Source organism: Pseudarthrobacter sp. J47 (assembly GCF_049810315.1).
Classification (GTDB): domain Bacteria; phylum Actinomycetota; class Actinomycetes; order Actinomycetales; family Micrococcaceae; genus Arthrobacter.
Genome location: NZ_CP187358.1, coordinates 3,163,098 through 3,183,497, shown reverse-complemented (window position 1 = coordinate 3,183,497; position 20,400 = coordinate 3,163,098). Strand labels below are relative to the sequence as shown.

The following is a 20,400-nucleotide window of genomic DNA, read 5'->3' as shown; positions in this document are numbered from 1 at the left end:
ACCTCTTGCATCAGCATAAGGATTTTCTGTGGCGTAAAATAAAAAATTGTGCGAGCCGCTGTGGTTTCGCAGGGGAAGGAAGTATCGCGTGAGTGGCCTTGAAGCAACGCCGAACGCTGAAGGACCTACGGGAATGGCTTTAACTGACTACCTTCGCGTTGTCCGGGTGCATTGGAAGGCCATAGTGGCCACCACCCTGTCAGCAACGCTGCTGGCATTCGGTTGGACCTTCCTCCAGCCGAGAATTTACGCATCAGAGTCTAGCGGCATTGTGGTCGCTGGTGGATCCGAAAACCTCAGCCTGTCTCTTGCTGGCGACAGCCTGGCTAAGTCAAAGGCTAAGAATTATAAGTCCGTAGCATCGTCCCGGCTGGTTGCTGATCGCGTCATTGCCGATCTCGGATTGGACACTACGGCGGACCAGATCTTGAATGCCGTCACAATTTCCGTTCCCTTGGACACGGCAGAGCTGAAGGTCACGGCCACCTCGACGGATCCGGAAAACGCTCGAAGGATTGCGGACGGATGGGTGCGGGCGCTCGCCGCGCAGGTCAATGAGCTTGAGGGAACCGTAGCCTCCGAATCTCAGCCGGCCGCCGCGCCTTCCGTCAGCGTTGTGCCACTGGGAACTGCGGTCCTTCCCACGAGCCCAGTTTCACCGAACGTTAAGACGGTACTTCTCTTCGGAGCTGCGCTTGGCCTACTCATGGGTATGGCTTACGCACTCCTGCGGAACCACCTTGACCGGCGCCTTCGCAGTGCGGCGGAAATTGAACGACTATTCGGCGTCCCCGTCATTGGAACCCTTCCCGTCGATCACCGCCTGGACGGGAAGAGCAAAGTTCTGGACGGCAGTGCGGCGGGCTCCATCGCTGCGGAATCTGGCAGCCACGCAATCACCGAAGCGTTACGAGAACTGCGGACCAACCTTCAGTTCATTGACGTTGATAATCCCCCTCGCATCATCGTCGTGACAAGCTCCGTCAGCGCAGAAGGAAAGTCCACCGTTACAGCCAACCTTGCCGCCACCATGGCCGCAGCTGGCGAAAAAGTCGTTGTAATCGACGGCGACTTGCGCCGTCCCACGGTGGTGAACGTTTTCAACTTGGTTCCTGGCGTTGGCGTTACGGACGTTCTCAGTGGTCAAGCGGAGGTGGAAGATGTCCTGCAGCAGTGGGGCAACGTGCCTAACCTTCAAGTTCTTGGCTCTGGACGAATCCCGCCGAACCCCAGCGAACTCCTAGGCTCTCACGCCATGCAGACCATGCTCCGCACTCTCGCCCGAGACGCGACAGTTTTGATTGATGCCCCGCCGTTGCTCCCTGTCACCGATGCAGCCGTTCTGTCACGGGCCGCAGACGGTGCCATCGTCGTAGTCAATGCGGGCAAAACCACCCAAGATGAGCTGGGCAAGGCGCTTGATAACATGCGTAAGGCCAAGGGCCATATCCTCGGGACGATCTTGAATCGCGTGCCGACTTCCGGGGCTGATTCGTATAGCTACTACGGATCGTACGGGTCGCTCGCCGAGGTTGAGGAGCCCGTCCAGTTGCACGCAGATAGCGAGTTCGACCGGCTCCTTTCGGACACACTGCCTCCGCAGCCCAGCACCTTTGCTCCGACGCGCAGCCGGCGCTCAACTAGGTGACTTCAGCAAGTACCCGGGGTTCTACGTCCCCATCACGCCTTCTGGAGCTTGGCGAAGCGGTCCTCCTATGTCACGCAATGATCGGCCACGCAGCCCAGAAAGTTGGCGTCCGGGTATTCTTCATCAAAGGCCCCGCCAGCGGAGAAATGGGCCTGCGCCGACCGAAAGTGTCCATAGATGTGGATGCCTTTGTTTCGCCCAATGACATGCCAGCTTTACTCAGCGAACTGTCTTCGCTCGGCTGGCGTACCAGGCCCAGCGCAGGAGAACTGGTTGGCTTTCCGAGGCACTCTGAGACCCTCTACCACGACTCTTGGCCGAACAACATAGATGTCCATTTCCGTTTTCCTGGAATGGATATGCCGGCCGCTCTATGCTTTGACTTGTTGTGGGCCGAAACCCAAGAATTTCCCATGGCCGGCCAGCTCATCCGAGTTCCGACGTTCGAACTTGGGGTGGTCATCACGGCGCTCCACGCACTGCGTACACCGCACGGACTAGCGGAGCAGGAGGCGCTGCGATTTCTTCGCCAACTGCCACTGGACAGGCATCGGTCCTCGATACTTCGAATCGCGCAATCTTCGAACTCTCTCGCTGCCCTGCGACCGTTCCTAGTGGACGCCTTTGGTCCGGCTGTCGTTTCGTCCTGGCCCGATCCCAGCCCGGACTGGAGGAACCTGACCAGCGTTCGTGAACCCGGCGCCGCCTGGGTGGTTGCTCTGTCGGCGGCTCCTTGGCAGAAATGGCCTGGAATTCTCTATTCAGCATTAATTCCTTCAAAACGGGCGCTTCTGGGTGCTGACCTATACGCCGATGTGAGTCTCAAAGGGCGATTCATAGCCAGGGTCGGCCGATGGCGAGTGTTCTTCAACCGGATTCCCTTTCTGGTTCAGAACATTGGCTCAATTTGGCACAAAGGCAAGCGGCCCTAGCCGACCCTCTGTCAATCCGAGTAACGGGAATCCAGTTGATGGAATCTAGGCCAACGCCGAAAGTGACGGAATGAAGGTACTTCTTTATGCGGACTTTCGCAGTCCTACAGCGCGGGCATGGGCTGCAGGTCTTATCCGTGCAGGTGTCGAAGTTCATTGCGTGAGCAGCGAGTGTCAACGGCAACTTAGAAATGACCGGTGGCGGCAGGTTGGTTTGCCCGCTGGTGGCAGGTGAGTGACCGGTCGCGGCAAGTATTTTTGGACAGGGTCAGGTGCCCCGGGCGTGCCGGGTTTCGGGGCGCCTGACCGGGGGTTTGGGTTAGCTCATGGGTCGGGTTCCTTTCCCGTTTTGGGCTTGCATAAGCCGGACGGACTCGCCGCTGGTTTGGCAGAGGTGGGCGTGATGGAGAAGCCGGTCCACGGTCGCGGTGGCAATGGTTTTGGGCATGAGCTCATCGAACCCGGAGGGGTGGATGTTCGAGCTGATCGCCAGGGACCGTTTCTCGTAGGAGGCTTCCACGACCCGGTAGAAGCCCTCGGCCGCGTCGGCGGAGACCGGCAACAGGCCTATATCGTCGATACAAATCAAATCCACGTTGGTGGCGCGGGTGATGGCTTTGTTGACGCTGTCATCAATCCGGTGCCGTCGCACGAGCGCGCCGAGGTCTTCCATGCTGAGCCAGGACACGGACATGCCCTGATCGATGGCCTGCTGGCCGAGGGCTTCCAGGAGCAGGGTCTTACCTGTGCCGGAGGGCCCGCAGGCAATCAGGTTCTCCCGGCGCCGCACCCATTCCAGGGTCCGCAGAAACGACGTTGTCGCGGCCGGGAGGGTGGAGAGGGCCTCGTCCCAGACATCGAAGGTCTTCCCGGTGGGGAATCCTGCGCGTTTGCGCCGGGTGGCCAGCATCGACCGGTTCCGGCCGGTGGCTTCGGCTTCGAGCAGGACGCGGACGACTTCGGTGGGGTCCCAGCGTTGGGCTTTCGCGGTGGCCAGGACGTCGGCGACCACCGCGCGGGCGTGCGGCATCCGGGTCGTGCGCATCAGCGCGATCACGTTCTCTACCGCCGTATCGGCCAGGGGCCGGGTCATGGTTTTAGCGCTCATCGATGGCTCCTTCAAGATCGCCGTCAACGGCGGGGCCGGTGGTCGGCGCGGTGGTGGGTGTCGTGCCGAAGTTGGCCCAGGAGCCGGTGCCCTGGCTCAGCCATTGGCCTTGGTCGGTGACGGTGTGGATGATGCTGGTTGTGTGGCTTGTGGCGTTGCCGGTGTTGACGATGGAGAGCAGGTCCTCGTGGGTGAAGCGCTGATGCACCGCTGCCGCTCCCAGGCCCTTGTCGACCTCGTCGGCGCCGAGGACCTTGGCCAGGGTGACGGCGCGTTCCATTTTGTGCCGGATCTTTCCGGTGCCGGCGGCGGCTGCTTCCTTGAGCCAGAGCGCTGCGCCGGCGCCGAGAGCGAGGAACTCTTCCTCGGCCTTGTTGGTCGGGCGGATCACCCGTTCCAGGGGCCCCGGAAGGGGCCGGCGGGAAGTGGGCGTCGATGATCGCGGGGGTGCCGGGGCGGGTGAGTTTGTGCCGGGCGACCTCGACGGGGCCGGCGTTCCCGACGTGGACGATGACGACCTCGGTTTCGGTCCCGCGCACCCATACCATCTGACCCATCAGGGTGTGCGGGACGGAGTAGCGGGACTGCTGAAAGGTGATCATGGGCGTGTTCGGCGGGACCTGGCGGGTGTGGCCGAAACTCGCCGTCACCGGTGTCGCCGGGACCGGGTGCAACCTTGGTCCTTCGAGAACCCGGAGCATGTCCTTGGGGATCTCCAGCGTGGCCCGGTGCACCCTCGAATTTACCTCTTCCATGAACGCCTCACACGCAGCCTCCAGCTCGGCGAAGGACCGGTACTCGGGCAGCAGATTGGTCTCCTTCGGGACGAGGTCGGCTTTGGCGATCTTGACCGCGTTCTCCACTCCGCCCTTCGAGGCCGGGTCGGCCGGCAGGCAGGTCTGCAGCGAGGTTGAGTAGTGCTTGGTAAAGGCCACGATCTGGTGGTTCCGGACCGGGATCCCGGCGACGTGCTCAACCGTGACGGTCTTCTCGTTATCGGTCAATACGTAGGTCGGGACCCCGCCGATCAGGCGGAACGTCCGGTCGAGGGCGGCGAACACGCTCGGCATGGTCTTATCCCGCAAAGCGATCACGATCCGGAACCGGGAGAACGCCAGCCAGGCCACGAACAGCACCGTCTTCACCCCGTCAACGACGGGCCCGTCGCCGTAGTCATACTGAAGCCACAGACCCGGCTCAGGAGTCCAGGGCCGGTGCACGCGCACGTTCCGGGCCCGGTATTTCGCCTTCAACTCAGCAAGCGTGGTCCTGGTCGTCCGCTCGCACCCGGTGAACCCCAAAGCCCGGAGCTTCTCATGCACCACGTCGCCGCGGATCTTCCCGCGGGACTGCTCGACCCAGGAGGCCATCTGCGGCAGGAACGGGTCGGTCATCCGGCCGCGTTGCCGGGCCACCGGCGCCTGCGCGCCTTCCTGGCGGGCCTTCACATACGAGCGGACCGTGTTGTGCGAAACGCCGCAGATCTTCGCGGCATCCCGGTACGACCGGGTCAAATCGTAAGCAGCTAAAATTTCCATGAACTCTCCTGGAGACTTCACAACGAGCCCCTTTCTTCCCACAACGGGTGAAATACAGACGATTGGCATCGCCATTTCACCGCGGAAGGAAGGGGCTCTCCCCGCAACGACACGAGGGATGGACAAGGGAATCCCAGCACGCCAAGCCACACACCGTGGCCTGCTGCTGTCCAAAAATCCTTGCCGCCGCCGGTCAAAACCACTGCCGCGAACGGTCAATCAGATTTTCCGTACCCGGTCAGTTTAAAGTTGCCGCTTACACAGCGAGTTCGTGGACGATGATTTCCCAGTGGTTCAACCGTCCGGTGCAGTGTCCCGGCTCAGACAGGTAGCAGTAAGGGCTCGGGACGAAGCAGTAACTCCACCCCGCACCCTCACTGGTAAAGAGATAAGGCCCACCGAGGGTCTTCAAACCGCGCTGGCACTTGTGCGAAACCGGGGGCGGAGAGCGGAATTACGGAAACAAGCCCAGATCAGCTCTCCGGACCTCGTACACGCACTACGGCTGCCATATGAGGGTCTGGCCCTGTTGAATGCGAACCTAGGACTCCCGTTGGTGGTGTCAACGTGGGGTGTCAATGGCCATTACGTTCTGCCCATGGGCGGCCAGTTGATGTGCCCGCTGGTGGCCAGTAAAACTGCCCGGTTATGGCCAACAGATCTGCCCACTGATTCGTTTCGGCGGGGTCGGCCATCGTTGGGTTGGTCAGTTCAAGCGGGTCACTCCTTTTCCGGCGAGGGCCTGGGTAAGACGGACGGAATCGCCGCTGGTCTGGCAGACGTGGGCGTGGTGCAGCAGTCGGTCAACGGTGGCGGTGGCGAGGGTTTTGGGCATGAGCTCATCGAACCCGGCGGGGTGGAGGTTGGAGCTGATCGCGACGGAGCGTTTTTCGTAGGCTGCGTCCACGACCCGGTAGAGGCCTTCGGCGGCGTCCGTGGCCACGGGCAACAGACCAATATCATCGATGACCACGAGCTCGGCGCGCAGGATCCGGGCAACGGCCCGGGTGACGCTGTCATCGGTTCGGTGGGCGCGGATGAGGACGCCGAGGTCCTCGAGCCTGAACCAAGCGACCCGCATTCCGGCTTCGACGGCCTGCTGGCCGAGGGCTTCGAGGAAGAACGTCTTCCCCGTCCCCGAGGGCCCGCAGACGACCAAGTTTTCCCTGCGGGTGATCCATTCCAGGGTCCGCAGTGCCTGCTGGGTCGGGCCCGGGATGGAGGACGCTGCAGGGTCCCACGCCTCGAAGGTCTTCCCGGTCGGGAACCCGGCTGCTTTGCGGCGGGAAGCGAGCATGGACCGGGCCCGGCCGGCGGCTTCCTCCGTGAAGAGGGCCTTGATGACCTCGGCCGGTTCCCACCGCTGGGCGCGGGCGGTCGCGATCAGGTCCGGGGCCAGCGCCCGGGCGTGGGGCATTTTCAGGGACCGCATCAGGGCCTCCAGGTCCGCCGGTAGCGGCGGAGCCACGGTATTGGTCGTGGTGACGGGGCTCATCGGGCCTCCTCCGGCGTGGTGATGGTTGCGGGTTTGCCGATCGCGGCCCACGCCCCTGTTCCTTGGGTGAGGGAGGTGGCTTCGTTGGCGGCGTGGGTGGTAGTGCGGCGGATGTTGGCGTTCAAGATCGAGGCGAGGTCCGGGTGCGCGAACCGGCCGTGCAGGGCGGCGTCGCCCAGGGCCCGGTCGACCTGATCAGTGCCGGCGATTTTGGCCAGCGTAACGGCTTCGGCCATTTTCACGTTCATCCTTGCGGTCCCGGCCGCGGCGGCCTCGACGAGCCAGGTTCTGGCGCCTTCGCCGATGGCCAGGAACGCGGCCTCGTCCGCGCTGCGGGCCCTCACCTCGTAGTCGCCGGGGAGCTTCGCCCGGGTTCCGGGGAAGTGTTCGTCGTTGATGGCGGGGCTGCCGGGCCGTGCCCGTTCGTGGCGGGCGACTTCGACGGGCCCGGTCGTGCCGTGGTGGACGATGATGACCTGCTCGCCGGGCCCGGTGCCGTGGGTGCGGACGAACACCCGGGCTCCGAGCAGGTGGGCCGGGACGGAGTACTGGGCGTTTTCGAAGGTGACCATTGGGGTGTTCTCCGGAACGCCGCGGGCCAGGCCGAACGCGACCGTGTGGGCGGTGTCCGGGATCCGGTGCAGCCGCGGGGCTTCCTCGGCGAGCATGGCCGCGGGTTTCCGCCGCGTCGTCCGGTGCTCACGGTGATTGACCTCGTCCATGAACGCCGTGCAGGCGGCCTCGAGCTCGGCGAAGGTGCGGTAGTCATCGCGGAGGTTGGTGTCTTTGGGCACGAGGTCGGCCTTGGCGAGTTTCACGGACGCTTCGACTCCGCCTTTGGTGGCCGGGTCCGCCGGTTGGCAGGTCAGCACGGTCACCCCGTAGTGCCGGGCGAAGTCCAGGGTCTGCTGGTTGCGCACCGGGACCCCGGCGACGTGGGCGGTGGTGACGGTCTTCTCGTTGTCCGTGAGGACATAGGTCGGCGCCCCTCCGAGGATCCGGAAGCACCGGTCCAGGGCCGCGAACACGCTCGGCGCGGTCCTGTCCCTGAGCGGGATCACGATGCGGAAGCGTGAGAACGCCAGCCAGGCCACGAAAAGGATGGTCTTCACCCCGCCGATCCGGGGCCCGTCGCCGAAGTCGTACTGCAACCACATCCCCGGTTCTGTGATCCACGGCCGGTGGACGCGGGTGTGGCCCAGCCGCCACGCGGCTTTGACCTGCGCGATCGCCCGGCGGGTAGACCGTTCCGAACCGGTGTAGCCCAGAGCGAGGAGCTTTTCGTGGGCCTTGTCGGCCCGGATCCGGCCCTTGGAGGCTTCGATCCATTCCTCGATCTTGGGCAGGAACGCGTCGGTGACCCGGCCGCGGGCCGCGGGTTCCCCGATCGGCCGGCCCGCGTCACGGGCGGTGACGTGTTTAGCAACGGTGTGGTGCGAGCAGCCCGTGAGCTCCGCGGTGGCGCGCAACGATCCGGTCAGATCGTAGGCAGCAAGAATTTCCATGATTTCTCCGTCAGACTTCATACAGGGCCTCTTCCTGGTTCGCTTTTGGTGCGCTTAGACACCGTCATCAAACCGCAGGGAGAGGCCCCCACCGCTTAAAGACGCGGCAGGAACAAGTAAGGAAGTGGGCAGATCTCATGGCCACCGGCGGGCAGTTCTGCTGGCCGCCAGCGGGCACTTTCGTGGCCGCCTATGGGCAGTTTTTCATGGCCGCTAACAGTGGGGGCAGGACTTCGTGCCGCAAGCGGAGAACAGTCGATTGCTGAAATACTGGCTCACAAGATCGCTCCAAAGAGCAAACGGAATCCAATACGATGCACCGATTGACTACCGTCGAGCGCTAAAGTATGGGTTGCCCGATGGCGTCCCGGAGCTGTACGCGGCTGGAAACTTTGGCATCGACACTGATTTGTTTCCGCCGTCTGCCGAGAGAATTCCGGGTCATATCGTCTTTCCTCGAGGTAGAGCCGAGTCTGCCAATGGGGCGGGTTTCGTGAGGGCTGTTGAACTTCTCAAACATCACTCTCAGCTCCGCTTCACAGCCATCGGCCTAAAGGGAATTTCCTATGCGGAGAAGGCTGCGTCTGACCCCATGTTGACGAACCGGCTAGTGCTGACGCCGCGTCTGTCGCGTGAGGCTTTTGCCGAGGTGCTTGCCACTGCGGATGTAGTGGTTTCCCCGACGTTTACAGACGGCACTCCGAACAGCATCCTAGAGGCGTTGGCTTGTGGGGTGACGGTTGTGGCCGGAAACATCCCGTCTATCGCAAACTTGCAAAGCGAAGTGGGCGTTATGACCCTCTTTGAGCATGGTTCCGATGAGGAAGTGGCGGCTGCCATCCTTGGTTCGGTGGGCCGGCCGCCTACGGTAGTTCGGCTTCCGGAGCACTATTCCATCCACTCGAACCAGGCGCGAGTGCTCGATTTCTATGACGGGGCAATCCGCCATCACAGCGGCCCCAACAAAGTTGGCGACGAAATGGATCAAAGCCGAGCGTAAGCCACAATGGAGTTGAGAGCCGGAATCAGCTCGTCCTCCATTTGTCGGTAGATTGCTGGACTTCGCCGGAATGGGTCTATCACGTCATTGTCTGCGTCTGTTTCCGCAAGTGTCTCCTGGCGGACGGCTGCTGCCTGGGCGGGGAGCCTCCGCCAGAGATCGACCACGTCTGACGCCTGTTCATGTTGTTCATAGGAAATCAGGTGATCGAGCATCCGGCTGAACTCGCGAACCGAGAAGGTTTTCTTGAGCATTGACGGCGCTAGCTTCAGTACAGCGGCGCGGTGCTGCATCGTCAGCACCAGGACGAGATCGGCGTCGCGGACGATGGACTGGGTAATCTGGCGCGCCGCAAAAGCCGAGGGATCCCCTCCATAGGCATTTACTATCTCCTCTGCGAGTGGCTGCATCGGCTGTCCTACCAACGCGGACGTTCCGGCGCTGCTGATAATAAATTTGCCGGGATGGAGATCGTTCAGCCCTTTTTGCAGCAGCCGTTCCGCAACGGGCGAGCGGCAAATATTTGCCGTGCAGACGGTCAGGATCCGGAAGGTGTCTGAATTTTGCATATGACCTTCAATTTTAGCTGACCGTTCCGAGGCGGTTCAGCGGCCATACCTTGATGAAAACCCTGCCCACCACACTCGAAACAGGGACCGTCCGGACGCATTCCTCTGCCGGCATTGGCGCGCCAGAGCTTCGGCACAAAAACACCGAATCCGATGACTGCGAGCGATGGTCTCCGAGTGCAAGAAGCTGGCCTTCCGGCACCGTGAAGTCAGGGAAGCATCGAGCGGACCGTACCTCGGAGGAGCAGTCCAGCTGCCCGGGAACGTAGGGGAAATCCTCGAAAATGTAGGGCTCGTCCACCGGCTCACCGTTGATAACCAGTCGGCCCTGTGAGTCGCAGCAGGAAACGCTGTCTCCTCCCACCGCAACAATCCGCTTCACCAGGTACTGCTCGTTGGAAGGTCCTATGCCGGTCAGGTCGCCAAACGTGCGAACCAGGGCACCCAAACCTCCGGATGTCCCGGTGGGTGTTTCGGTGGCCCAGGAGTCCGGCCTTGTAAACACCACCACGTCTCCCCGCGAGGGACCTCCGCCCGGGTACGCGGTCCGGTTGACCAGCATGCGGTCCCCGCCTCCGTCCACCGATTGAAGGGTCTGCTCCATGGAAGCTGACGGAACCCGGTAGGCCTTGACCAGGAAAGCCTGCACCAGCGCCACCACAATCAGGGCTGTCAGCATGTTCACCAATAGGCTCAACCAGAGGGGGCGGGGCTTGGTTGGTTTTCGGCTCACGGCTCCAAGCTATCACCGGGTAATTGGCTTGACTGCCACCGACAGGTCCGCATATCCTGAACGAACGGTCGGTAAATAAGTCCCCGTCAGTCTTTGCATAGGAGCAACCATGGCAGCGCAGAATCTGCAGTCAGCACCAGCTGAGCTATCGCCAGATGAAATCGAGGCGGAAGCGCAGGGCAAGGCCAATTTTGACCGCGTAATCGCCGAGGACTCCCGCATTGAGCCCCGGGACTGGATGCCTGCGGCCTATCGCAAGACGCTCCTGCGCCAGATCTCCCAGCACGCCCACTCGGAGATTGTTGGTATGCAGCCGGAAGCCAACTGGATTTCCCGCGCACCGAGCCTGAAGCGCAAGGCCATCCTGATGGCCAAGGTTCAGGACGAGGCAGGCCACGGGCTGTACCTCTACTCCGCGGCGGAGACCCTCGGCCAGACCAGGGACAAGATGATGGCTGACCTGATTGCCGGCAAGGCCCGTTACTCTTCCATCTTCAACTACCCGGCCCGCACGTGGGCGGATATGGGTGCCATCGGCTGGCTGGTTGACGGCGCCGCCATTTGCAACCAGGTGCCTCTTTGCCGCGCATCGTATGGGCCGTACGGGCGTGCCATGGTGCGCATCTGCAAGGAAGAAAGCTTCCACCAGCGCCAGGGCTTCGAGATCCTGCTGGAGCTTGCCAACGGCACCCCGGAGCAGAAGGAGATGGCCCAGGACGCCGTCAACCGTTGGTACGCGCCTGCCCTGATGATGTTCGGCCCGCCGGATGACGATTCACCCAACTCCCAGCAGTCCATGGCATGGAACATCAAGCGCTTCAGCAACGATGAACTCCGCAGCCGCTTTGTGGGAATGATGGTTGAGCAGGTCAGGGTCCTTGGCCTGACGCTCCCGGATGACCAGATCCGCTTCAACGAGGACACCAAAAAGTGGGAACACGGCCCCCTGGACTGGGACGAATTCCACGAGGTCCTGGCCGGCCGGGGTCCGTGCAACGCCCAGCGCCTGGAGCGGCGGAGGGCAGCGCACGACGACGGCGCCTGGGTCCGTGAAGCAGCCGCGGCGTATGCAGCAAAACAGTCATCGAAGACGAAGGAATACGCAGCATGAGGGTTTCGACAAGCTCAACCACCGACAGCACCAAGGTTTCGACCAGCTCAACCACCGAGCCTGCCGAGACCCCGTGGGGCCTTTGGGAAGTTTTTGTCCGGTCCAGCCGCGGCCTGAGCCATGTCCATGCCGGTTCCCTGCATGCTCCGGACGCGGCAATGGCGCTGCGTAATGCGCGGGACCTCTACACCCGCAGGAACGAAGGCGTTTCCATCTGGGTGGTCCCAGCTGAGGCGATTGCTTCCAGCGATCCGGATGCCAAGGGCTCGTTCTTCGAGTCCCCGCAGGGCAAGGACTACCGGCACGCAACGTACTACACCAAGAGCGAAGGGGTGAAGCACCTGTGAGCGAAGCCAGCGCAAGCGCCACCCGCATCACGCCCGGCAATGCCTTGCGCCCCGAGGACATTGCGCTGGAAGTCCAGACCGGGGTTGCCAGGCCCAGTGAGGATGTGGCCGAGTACGCGCTGCGTCTGGGCGATGACGCCCTGATCCTCGCGCAGCGCCTGGGCCACTGGATCTCCCGTGGACCGGAACTGGAAGAGGACGTGGCCCTGGGCAACATTGCGCTGGACCAGTTGGGCCACGCCAGGTCTTTCCTGACGTACGCCGGCGGTGCATGGGGCAAAAGCGAAGATGACCTTGCCTACTTCCGTGGCGAAGACGAGTTCCGCTCGGCTTACCTCTTTGAGCAGCCCAACGGCGATTTTGCCGCCACCATTGCCAGGCAGTTCATTGTCAGCCACTACCAGTTTGAGCTTTACCTGAAACTGGCCCAGTCCACTGATGCCACCCTAGCGGCCATCGCAGCCAAGGCCGTGAAAGAAGTGGACTACCACCGGGACCACAGCACGCAGTGGGTCCTCAGGCTGGCCGGCGGCACGGAAGAATCCCGGCGCCGCATGATCCACGGACTGAAGGTCATGTGGCCCTACGTCGGTGAACTGTTCCAGGATGACGCATTGACCACCCGCCTCGCTGAGTCAGGTGCCGCCGTCGAGCCTTCCAGCCTTCGCCCGGACTTTGACAGACTCGTTGGAGCAGTCCTTGCGGAAGCCGAACTGGACGTCCCTGACGTTCCGGCCGCCCCCGGTGGGGGCCGCCGCGGCATGCATTCGGAGTACCTGGGCTACATCCTTGCGGAAATGCAGGTGCTGGCCCGGCAGTTCCCCGGGGCAAGCTGGTGACCGTCATGGCTGTGGACCAGGTTGCCATGCGGCGTCAGGCATGGGATATCGCTTCGACTGTGTGCGATCCCGAAATTCCAGTGCTCACCATTGCGGATCTGGGCATCCTCCGTGACGTCCAGGTCATGGAAGTGTACGACGGCGGCACTTCGGCTCCGGCGGTCAAGGTCACCATTACGCCGACCTACTCGGGCTGCCCTGCCATGGACGCGATCCGGGACGACCTCAAGGCGGCCTTTGCAGGCGAGGGCTACGGCAGCGTCGTCGTTGACCTGGTGCTTGCCCCCGCCTGGACTACTGACTGGATGAGCGATGAAGGCAAGGCGAAACTGCAGGAATACGGCATTGCGCCGCCGTCCGGCAGGTCAACTGCCGGCGGCCATTCCGGCCCGGTGCGCCTCAGCCTGGCCGTGAAATGCCCGCAGTGTTCGTCGCTGAACACCAGGGAACTCACCCGCTTCGGTTCCACTTCCTGCAAGGCGCTCTACGTCTGCCAGGACTGCAAGGAACCGTTCGACTACTTCAAAGTCCTGTAAGGAACCGCCATGACCAGCGCCCCCCAGACTGCCGCGGAACCGGCGAAAGCCAGCGGCCGCCGTCGTCCAACTTTCCACAGCCTGACCGTGCGTGAGGTGCGGAGGCTGACGGACGATGCCATTGAGGTGACTTTCGCGGTGCCCCCGGAGCTTGCCGGGCAGTTCGACTACCTGCCGGGCCAGTACGTTGCCCTGCGCACCAAGTTGCCTGACGCTGAGGGGGAGCTGCACGAGGTCCGCCGCAGTTATTCCATCTGTGCGGAACCGAGGAGCTTTGCGGACGGCAGCAGCGAGATCCGGGTTGCCGTCAAGAAGGACCTGGGCGGGCTCTTCTCCACGTGGGCAAACTCGGAGCTGAAGGCCGGGGACACCCTGGATGTGATGAGCCCGATGGGCGCGTTCGTGTCCAAGCACGGCAGGGACGGCCGGCCGGTTGACCAGAACGTCATGAACTCGATGAACCATCCCGAGGAACTGGCGGGGGAGCCGGGGAACTTTGTGGCGATCGCGGCAGGATCAGGCATCACGCCGGTGATTGCGATCGCCAGGACCCTTCTGGCCGCCAACCCGGAAACGCGCTTTGACCTGATTTACGCGAACAAGGCGGCCATGGACGTGATGTTCCTGGAGGAACTCGCGGACCTGAAGGACAAGTATCCGCAGCGGCTGGCCATCCACCACGTGCTGTCGCGGGAGCAGCGCATTGCGCCCCTTCTCAGCGGCAGGTTGGATCACGAAAAGCTCCAGCAGCTCCTGGGCACCGCGCTCCACGCAGAGGACGTGGATGAGTGGTTCCTGTGCGGGCCGTTCGAGCTGGTCCAGCTGTGCCGGGATACGTTGGCCGAGCGGGGTGTGAAGCCGGAACACATCCGCTTCGAGCTGTTCACTTCCGGCAAGCCTGACCGCCCTGAAGGCAACGCCGGCCGGCCGGTCCTGGTGGACGAGTCCGAGGAAACCTACAAGATCACGTTCAAGCTGGACGGGCTCCAGGGGGAGGTAGCCAGCCCCACCCACGCCCGGGAATCCATCCTGAACGCGGCACTGCGGGTCCGCCCGGACGTGCCCTTCGCCTGTGCCGGGGGAGTGTGCGGCACCTGCCGCGCCAAGGTGGTGACGGGCACGGTGACCATGGACGAAAACTACGCGCTGGAGCAGGATGAACTGGACAAGGGGTACGTGCTGACCTGCCAGTCGCACCCCACCAGCGGGGAAGTCACCGTCGACTTCGACGTCTAGCCGATCGGTGGTCGAGACCGTCCCCGGTGGTCGAGCTTGTCGAGACCCAGAGACCCATACAAAAAGGAGCCAGAATGATTTCCCTCTCCATCAGCAACAACGTCGCTGAAGTGGTCCTGGACGCGCCGGACAAGCTGAATTCGCTGGATGAGCAGGCGCTGGCTGATTTAGCACAGGCGTACGACGACGCTGCTGTCGCCGCCTCGCGTGGAGAGGTGCGGGCGCTGTTGCTAAGGGGAGAGGGCCGTGCTTTCTGCGCGGGCCGCGACATCTCGAACGTATCCCCGGAAAGTGACGACGCCGCGGCCTATCTGGGCGTCCTGGTCCAACCCTTGTTGAAGAAGATGAGCTCGTTCCCCGCTCCGACCTTCGCGGCCGCGCAAGGTGCCTGCCTGGGCGTAGGTCTGGGACTGCTGCTGGCCACCGACGTTGTGTACGTCGCGGAGAACGCGAAGTTCGGCTCGCCGTTCGCCAAGCTTGGCGCGACGCTCGATTCCGGCGGGCACTGGTATTTCACGGAGCGGCTAGGCATGCACCGGACGCTGGACCTGATCTATACCGCCGAACTGATGAGCGGCGCGGAAGCTGTGGCCCGGGGGATGTTCAGCCGGGCATTGCCGGCGGAGGAGCTGTTGGAAACGACGCGCGGCATCGTGGCCAGTGTTGCTGTTGGCGCCACCGGAGCGTTCAAGGCCAGTAAGGATTTGGTTGCCCGCATCCGGGACCAGCGGCTGGGGCTTTGGGAAGCCATGGAAGAGGAAAACGCCGAGCAGGCGCGGCTCTGCAAGACGGAAGACTACGCAGAGGGTTTCAAGGCGTTCCAGGAGAAGCGGGCTCCGCAGTTCAAGGGGTAGGACCGTGCCTGGTTGCTAATGATCTGGTTCTTGCAAGAAAGCCAGAAAACTTGGGCGGCGGCGCCTCAATCTCGCGATCATTCGTCGGCACTTTGACACGGCCAAGGTCCCTAGAAAAGCTCCGCCAGTGTTGGTTACTAGGTCAAGTGGTGTGGCGAATCGGTTTTGCAGAAATAGAAATTGAGCTAGTTCGATGCAACCTGAGATAAAGAGGCCAAAGGCACCTACCTGCCACCACCTGAGGCCCGTAAAGTACACCGACGCCGCCGCTCCCACTGGAACGAACAGCAAGATGTTGGCTGCTGCCTCGACGAACCAGTAATCAACCCATGTGGGTAGTCCCATCGACTGCAACTGTGCGATTACAGCCGCCAGCCCGCCCTGAACCGGCCGGTCGACCGGCTCCGGCGAGAGTGCCACGATCGCCAGGAGAAGCAACACCGCGGGAAGCCACGCTCGAGCCATATCCACTGCTCCTTCATCTCAACTTTTCACGACCAGGTACCGGACGCACTGTGCCGTCCCAGCAACGTCTGGTAAATCTATAGACAATTGGCGATCTTCATTGCCTCAGCCAAACGGCAGTTCAGCATAAGCCTGAGTCGCTCAGACCACGACTCAGCAAGTTCCTGCAGCTATTCGGCCGCGTGCAGCGAGAGACTTCCGGGTTCATCTACTGCAATCCTCCAGGCGCATACTCGGGATGCGGATGCTAACGACATACCAACACAATTTGACAGCATAGAATGTCACGAGGCCGGGAACCTTACGAGTCTTGGGCCTAGCGTCCGAGCGTCCGTTCGGGCTCGCGGACTTGCGTTGCCGATCGTGACGTGGATTTTCACTTAGATCGCCCGGTAGCGCCACTGATATTTCACTACGAAAAGGAATGAGAGCCTCGGCTCTTGTGGGGGCATGGCCAAAGTACTGCACATCACTGAATGCCACTACGGTGGCGTAAGCAAAGCAATTCGAAAGCTTCTAGAGCTTGTGCCGAATCACGATCATTATCTGTTGTACAGCGGCGAGGACCAAGGATATTCCTCCGCCATGGTGAAGGCGGTGGAGTTTCACTCCCACGGCATGCTTGGTAGGGCGCGCGAAGTTAGAAAAGCAGTTGAGAGTGTTCAACCTGACTACTTGCATCTACACTCGAGCTGGGCTGGCGTCTATGGGCGGCTGACTCCTTTGAATGCCAACGTGATCTATCAGCCACATTGCTACAAGTTCGACGACCCGACTCTGGGACTTTCTAAAAAATGGGCGTTTAGGTTAGCGGAGAAGTTACTAACGATCCGGTCAGACGCGACTGTCGTTCTCTCTCCCCATGAGGAGCGTCTAAGCCGGGCACTTCGAGCCCAATTGGATTGCTACTACGTGCCGAACGCGCCAAGCTGCGAGGTTCGTTCATTTGCCGTAGGCAAGTCCGATGGCGAGCGACGCCCCCGCACGGTGATAATGGTCGGACGAATTTGCAAGCAAAAAGATCCTGACTTCTTCCGTCAAGTCGCTACTCTGGCAGTCACAAGACCGTTGCTTTCCGATTGGACCTTTCGCTGGATCGGAGATGGTGAACTCGAACACCGTGCGTCACTTGAGAGCGCAGGGATACAAATTTCCGGATGGAAAGACGAGAAAGAGCTGGTAGGCGAGTTAGATCGTGCAGATTACTACGTGCATTCTGCTACGTATGAAGGATTTCCAATTAGCATCCTCGATGCGGCGGCCCGGGGCTTGCCCATTATTGCTCGCGAAATTAGCGCCTTAGAGGGAAGCGCGGCCTATCAAGTTCGCACTCCACTAGATGTAGTAAATGCCCTTGAGCAATCCGCCTCTAATTTTGAGTTTTACACGAAGCTACTTTCTCGATCTAGGCAGTTACTCGAATTGATGAATGAAGTAAATCAAAAGAAAGCGTGGAACTCTGTGTATTCTTCCTCTCCAGGATCAGTGGCATGAGAATTGTCATGCCAAGTCGAATTTTGGATAAAAATGTTGGAGGAAATACAACGTATGCACGGGAAATAGCAAGTCGGTTGGTTGCTTCCGGCCATGTTGTTGACCGTTTGGGATCTGGCAAAAATCCGATCTCTACGATGATTGCTGAAACCTGGGACTCTCGGCGAACGGCTGAGAACTCGGTGGTGCACTTCGTTGCCGACACAGGCCCGTTCGTGTCTCCACGCATGCCAGCCGTGGTGACGGTTCACGGCGTTGCAAGTCGGTGGATCTCCACGGCTAGGAACCGGGTTCAGGAGTACGTCTGGAGAACAAGGGTTGAGGCCGCAATTCGGGCATGTGATCAAGTGATTACAGTTTCCGAATCTAGCGCGGACGATATCTGTAACGTATTTGGCGTTGAACGAAAACAGATTTCAGTCATACCCCATGGGATAACTCATAGTAGATTCGAAGGTGGCGACGATGTTTCACTGGATGTAAAGGCCCAACTGCCGGATGAATTTCTTCTCTATGTTGGAAATATCGAGCCGCGGAAGAACCTGATTGAACTGATACATGCAGTTGAGGCTAATACGTCGCTACCTCAACTGGTGATCGCCGGTAAGCCGGCATGGAATTATGGTCAAACGATGAACATCATGGCAAACGCTTCACGTGTTATTTATCTGGGATTCGTTTCTGACGAAGACAGAACTGCCCTTATGAAACGATGCATCGCATTCGTTTTCCCGAGCCTGTATGAAGGGTTTGGATTTCCTGTGCTAGAGGCTATGGCAGCCGGCGCTCCGGTCATAACAACAAATCGAGGCTCGCTGCAAGAGATCGCAGGTCCGTCTTGGATCCTCGAAGACACTGACCGTGTAGCCCTTAGCTTGGGAATTGAAGCAGCTCTCGCGGACACATCATGGCAACAGCGAGTTCTTCGCGACGGTCAGGACTGGGTTCGACGATTTTCATGGGACCAAAGTGTCGCCAAACACCTCAGCATATACAGGGGTCTTGTCGCATGAAGACTAAGCGGGTTCTCGTTCTTCACGGGTATAGTTCGGCGAATCGAGGAGATGGTCTTCTCGTTGATGAATCACTCAGGTTTATTCGCCAAGCCTGCGGTGATAACGTTGAAATCGAACTTGTTACGTCGTATCCGGAGTCATTTAGATATACCGGTCTTCGGACGTTTAGATCCAAGCCGGCTGTAACTGGATACTCTCGGAGCTATTTGCGCTTATTGGCCACTCGCTTTCGGGAATATGATTTGGTAGTAGGCGTCGGTGGCGGATATCTGCGGTTCGGTACTTTGGGGGAAACTTTGAAGACCATTCTTGTGATGGGTCCGCAGCTCCTCGGTGCAGCATTCAGCGGGGCCAGAACTGTATATCTGCCTCAGAGCATTGGTCCGGCCAGATATGGTGTGCGGGGAATGCTCAAGGCTTTACTTGAACGAATGGATCAGGTCTGGGTCAGGGACGATCGTAGTCTGGACCAGTTTTCAGGCAAGCACGTCCAGCGAGCCCCGGATCTGGCGTTGCTGGCACTGAAGCGAAGCACAGTAGACTTTGACAAATCGGCACTACCGGTCATCAGCGTTCGGGAACACAGAGGTGGCGTCCCGCCCGCCGTGACCTTGCTCGCCAAAAGGTTCGGAGTATTTGACGGCTATGTACAGAGCGTTGTGGCCGGCAACGATGACTCCGAAGCCGTACGGTCGCTGAATCCGACCAATATCCTCTCGTTCGAAGAACTCATGGAGCGCCCTCGGTCTGCTCGCGTAGTGGTGGCCGTCCGCTTGCATGCTGCACTGATGGCGATTAATGCGGGACACTATGTCATCCATCTGGCGTATGAGCGCAAGGGCTTCGGTGCTTTTCAGGATCTCGGGCTCGAAGATTATGTTGTCAATGTGCATGATTTCTCTGTGGATGATGTGGAACAGAAAGTCCGGATGCTTCTTGCCAGTCCAGAGACACGGCGTGACTATGTCCTGCGCGTCGAACAGGCGCAGCTACAACTCCAGCACGGTCGCGCCCGAGTGCTTGCTTCTCTTTCGTCTGAAGCGTTCGAATAGATGGAGGCGGAACGTGAATTCAGTCGAGGCGTGCCGTTGAGCGAGGCCCTTCGAGTCTCGGTCGTCATTCCAAGCCTCAAGCCAGGCGCGAGCCTCCTGCGCTTGCTCCGCTCCCTTGAGTCCCAATCCTTTCGGTATCAACAAATCGTGATAGTCGACCAAAGTAACGAGCAACTCGCACAGGATGTTCTTCGGCGCTATCAGGGGCACCTCGTTGGTTTTATCGAAGTCGTTATGTCAATGCCTGGTCTGTCCAGGGCGCGGAACCGCGGCCTACGCTCACTTCGCGACGGTTGGGAGCTGGTTCTGGTTCCGGATGACGATGTTTGGCTGGCCGGTGATGCCAGCACCTTTCTAACAACTGCAGTAAAGGACGGTGTGGTTGCAGGGAGCGGACGATTGCGTCCTGAACAGGTTGGCTCGAGTTCAAGAATCGGTTTTCCGGATACTGGGAGGGAAATTACCCAACGGACTATTTGGCGCAACTCCATCGAGGCTTGTTACTTCTTTACGCCCGATTTCTTTACTGCTACTGGATACTACGACGAGACACTTGGCCTCGGTTCTGCTACTCCTTGGCTGTCCGGTGAAGGCACGGATCTACTCCTACGAGGGATTTCTCGTGCTCAAAAAGTCGCCTATGTCCCAGGATATGAACTGATTGAAACAACGCGCCCAACTTTGAGTGCGGCAGAAAACAGCGCTCGCTTGCGAAACTACGCGCGAGGTACCGGCCGCGTCTTCGCTCGGAACTACGCTGTCCTGCCGTCCATGTTCCTCATTTGTCGGTCACTCATCAAAGTTGTTGCACAAGCACCACGTGGCCCCCAAGCCATTTCAGACAATTGGAACATATTGATTGGTAGGATTGAAGGCTTGTTAGGAAGGGTTCTATGAACTCTCCTCGACTTTCGACAAGCGT

Annotated in this window: 19 protein-coding genes and 1 pseudogene; 13 read left to right on the top strand and 7 right to left on the bottom strand. The window is 60.5% G+C overall.

Translation table 11 applies throughout. The features are described 5' to 3' along the window. The first annotated feature begins 88 nt into the window (after positions 1-88). Positions 89-1,648, top strand: coding sequence for a polysaccharide biosynthesis tyrosine autokinase (locus ACPJW8_RS14595; protein ID WP_425256354.1), 1,560 nt, complete (start codon positions 89-91; stop codon positions 1,646-1,648). A 77-nt stretch (positions 1,649-1,725) separates the two neighbouring features. Further along, a complete protein-coding gene (locus ACPJW8_RS14590; RefSeq protein WP_330187279.1) occupies positions 1,726-2,580 on the top strand; it encodes a hypothetical protein in 855 nt (284 codons plus the stop codon). 319 nt (positions 2,581-2,899) lie between these two features. On the opposite strand, the gene istB (ACPJW8_RS14585) is transcribed toward ACPJW8_RS14590, so the two are convergent. The 4 genes and pseudogenes from istB (ACPJW8_RS14585) to istA (ACPJW8_RS14570) form a co-directional block, all read right to left on the bottom strand. Next, positions 2,900-3,688 carry an IS21-like element helper ATPase IstB gene (gene istB, locus ACPJW8_RS14585; protein ID WP_330194154.1) on the bottom strand — a complete coding sequence of 263 codons (789 nt, stop codon included), beginning with the start codon at positions 3,686-3,688 and terminating at the stop codon, positions 2,900-2,902. After that, positions 3,678-5,247 (bottom strand): annotated as a pseudogene (gene istA, locus ACPJW8_RS14580) (IS21 family transposase). Before istA (ACPJW8_RS14580) ends, istB (ACPJW8_RS14585) begins: the two are co-directional and overlap by 11 nt. A gap of 685 nt (positions 5,248-5,932) precedes the next feature. Further along, a complete protein-coding gene (gene istB, locus ACPJW8_RS14575; protein WP_237428195.1) occupies positions 5,933-6,721 on the bottom strand; it encodes an IS21-like element helper ATPase IstB in 789 nt (262 codons plus the stop codon). Next, a complete protein-coding gene (gene istA / locus ACPJW8_RS14570) occupies positions 6,718-8,247 on the bottom strand; it encodes an IS21 family transposase (protein ID WP_425256353.1) in 1,530 nt (509 codons plus the stop codon). The genes istB (ACPJW8_RS14575) and istA (ACPJW8_RS14570) overlap by 4 nt, the downstream gene beginning before the upstream one ends. 472 nt (positions 8,248-8,719) lie before the next feature. Here istA (ACPJW8_RS14570) and ACPJW8_RS14565 point away from each other — a divergent pair, with 472 nt between their 5' ends. After that, on the top strand, positions 8,720-9,226 hold the full coding sequence (locus ACPJW8_RS14565; protein ID WP_330187280.1) for a glycosyltransferase: 507 nt from the start codon (positions 8,720-8,722) through the stop codon (positions 9,224-9,226). Here ACPJW8_RS14565 and ACPJW8_RS14560 read toward each other — a convergent pair. Next, complete coding sequence (locus tag ACPJW8_RS14560) at positions 9,211-9,795, bottom strand: low molecular weight phosphatase family protein (RefSeq protein ID WP_330194511.1); 585 nt, start codon at positions 9,793-9,795, stop codon at positions 9,211-9,213. The two genes, ACPJW8_RS14565 and ACPJW8_RS14560, sit on opposite strands and share 16 nt — an antisense overlap. A 13-nt stretch (positions 9,796-9,808) precedes the next feature. Then, positions 9,809-10,528: a signal peptidase I gene (gene lepB / locus ACPJW8_RS14555; protein WP_330187282.1), complete on the bottom strand. Its 720-nt coding sequence runs from the start codon at positions 10,526-10,528 to the stop codon at positions 9,809-9,811. A gap of 109 nt (positions 10,529-10,637) precedes the next feature. On the opposite strand from lepB, the gene paaA reads away from it, so the two are divergent. The 6 genes from paaA (at position 10,638) to ACPJW8_RS14525 (ending at position 15,451) form a co-directional block, all read left to right on the top strand. Next, entirely contained in the window at positions 10,638-11,639 is a 1,002-nt protein-coding gene (paaA, locus tag ACPJW8_RS14550; RefSeq protein ID WP_330187283.1) for a 1,2-phenylacetyl-CoA epoxidase subunit PaaA, read from the top strand. Next, positions 11,636-11,986 carry a 1,2-phenylacetyl-CoA epoxidase subunit PaaB gene (paaB, locus tag ACPJW8_RS14545; RefSeq protein WP_330187284.1) on the top strand — a complete coding sequence of 117 codons (351 nt, stop codon included), beginning with the start codon at positions 11,636-11,638 and terminating at the stop codon, positions 11,984-11,986. Before paaA ends, paaB begins: the two co-directional genes overlap by 4 nt. Then, on the top strand, positions 11,983-12,825 hold the full coding sequence (gene paaC / locus ACPJW8_RS14540; protein ID WP_330187285.1) for a 1,2-phenylacetyl-CoA epoxidase subunit PaaC: 843 nt from the start codon (positions 11,983-11,985) through the stop codon (positions 12,823-12,825). The genes paaB and paaC overlap by 4 nt, the downstream gene beginning before the upstream one ends. A gap of 5 nt (positions 12,826-12,830) precedes the next feature. Then, positions 12,831-13,361 (top strand): 1,2-phenylacetyl-CoA epoxidase subunit PaaD, encoded by a 531-nt coding sequence (gene paaD, locus ACPJW8_RS14535; protein ID WP_330187483.1) that lies wholly within the window; start codon positions 12,831-12,833, stop codon positions 13,359-13,361. Positions 13,362-13,370: 9 nt separating this feature from the next. Continuing rightward, positions 13,371-14,597, top strand: coding sequence for a 1,2-phenylacetyl-CoA epoxidase subunit PaaE (paaE, locus tag ACPJW8_RS14530; protein WP_330187286.1), 1,227 nt, complete (start codon positions 13,371-13,373; stop codon positions 14,595-14,597). Positions 14,598-14,671: 74 nt separating this feature from the next. Continuing rightward, on the top strand, positions 14,672-15,451 hold the full coding sequence (locus tag ACPJW8_RS14525; protein WP_330187287.1) for an enoyl-CoA hydratase/isomerase family protein: 780 nt from the start codon (positions 14,672-14,674) through the stop codon (positions 15,449-15,451). Positions 15,452-15,466: 15 nt separating this feature from the next. Here the strand turns inward: ACPJW8_RS14525 and ACPJW8_RS14520 are convergent, their stop codons facing one another. Then, a complete protein-coding gene (locus tag ACPJW8_RS14520; protein WP_330187484.1) occupies positions 15,467-15,916 on the bottom strand; it encodes a VanZ family protein in 450 nt (149 codons plus the stop codon). Positions 15,917-16,366: 450 nt separating this feature from the next. Here ACPJW8_RS14520 and ACPJW8_RS14515 point away from each other — a divergent pair, with 450 nt between their 5' ends. The 4 genes from ACPJW8_RS14515 to ACPJW8_RS14500 are packed head-to-tail and all read left to right on the top strand — an operon-like array spanning position 16,367 to position 20,375. Continuing rightward, positions 16,367-17,410: a glycosyltransferase gene (locus tag ACPJW8_RS14515; RefSeq protein ID WP_330187288.1), complete on the top strand. Its 1,044-nt coding sequence runs from the start codon at positions 16,367-16,369 to the stop codon at positions 17,408-17,410. After that, positions 17,407-18,423 carry a glycosyltransferase family 1 protein gene (locus ACPJW8_RS14510; protein WP_330187289.1) on the top strand — a complete coding sequence of 339 codons (1,017 nt, stop codon included), beginning with the start codon at positions 17,407-17,409 and terminating at the stop codon, positions 18,421-18,423. Before ACPJW8_RS14515 ends, ACPJW8_RS14510 begins: the two co-directional genes overlap by 4 nt. After that, positions 18,318-19,478, top strand: coding sequence for a polysaccharide pyruvyl transferase family protein (locus tag ACPJW8_RS14505; protein ID WP_330194510.1), 1,161 nt, complete (start codon positions 18,318-18,320; stop codon positions 19,476-19,478). Before ACPJW8_RS14510 ends, ACPJW8_RS14505 begins: the two co-directional genes overlap by 106 nt. Next, entirely contained in the window at positions 19,479-20,375 is an 897-nt protein-coding gene (locus tag ACPJW8_RS14500; RefSeq protein ID WP_330187291.1) for a glycosyltransferase family 2 protein, read from the top strand. Positions 20,376-20,400 lie beyond the last annotated feature (25 nt).

Bases quoted from the DNA above. Each gene is read 5' to 3' on its own strand.
- ACPJW8_RS14515 (WP_330187288.1), top strand. From the start codon at position 16,367: ATGGCCAAAGTACTGCACATCACTGAATGCCACTACGGTGGCGTAAGC.
- istA (WP_425256353.1), bottom strand. From the start codon at position 8,247: ATGAAGTCTGACGGAGAAATCATGGAAATTCTTGCTGCCTACGATCTG.
- ACPJW8_RS14525 (WP_330187287.1), top strand. From the start codon at position 14,672: ATGATTTCCCTCTCCATCAGCAACAACGTCGCTGAAGTGGTCCTGGAC.
- paaB (WP_330187284.1), top strand. From the start codon at position 11,636: ATGAGGGTTTCGACAAGCTCAACCACCGACAGCACCAAGGTTTCGACC.
- ACPJW8_RS14510 (WP_330187289.1), top strand. From the start codon at position 17,407: ATGAGAATTGTCATGCCAAGTCGAATTTTGGATAAAAATGTTGGAGGA.
- ACPJW8_RS14500 (WP_330187291.1), top strand. From the start codon at position 19,479: ATGGAGGCGGAACGTGAATTCAGTCGAGGCGTGCCGTTGAGCGAGGCC.
- ACPJW8_RS14560 (WP_330194511.1), bottom strand. From the start codon at position 9,795: ATGCAAAATTCAGACACCTTCCGGATCCTGACCGTCTGCACGGCAAAT.
- ACPJW8_RS14590 (WP_330187279.1), top strand. From the start codon at position 1,726: ATGATCGGCCACGCAGCCCAGAAAGTTGGCGTCCGGGTATTCTTCATC.
- paaE (WP_330187286.1), top strand. From the start codon at position 13,371: ATGACCAGCGCCCCCCAGACTGCCGCGGAACCGGCGAAAGCCAGCGGC.
- paaA (WP_330187283.1), top strand. From the start codon at position 10,638: ATGGCAGCGCAGAATCTGCAGTCAGCACCAGCTGAGCTATCGCCAGAT.
- paaD (WP_330187483.1), top strand. From the start codon at position 12,831: ATGGCTGTGGACCAGGTTGCCATGCGGCGTCAGGCATGGGATATCGCT.
- ACPJW8_RS14520 (WP_330187484.1), bottom strand. From the start codon at position 15,916: ATGGCTCGAGCGTGGCTTCCCGCGGTGTTGCTTCTCCTGGCGATCGTG.
- ACPJW8_RS14505 (WP_330194510.1), top strand. From the start codon at position 18,318: ATGGCAACAGCGAGTTCTTCGCGACGGTCAGGACTGGGTTCGACGATT.
- istB (WP_237428195.1), bottom strand. From the start codon at position 6,721: ATGAGCCCCGTCACCACGACCAATACCGTGGCTCCGCCGCTACCGGCG.
- istB (WP_330194154.1), bottom strand. From the start codon at position 3,688: ATGAGCGCTAAAACCATGACCCGGCCCCTGGCCGATACGGCGGTAGAG.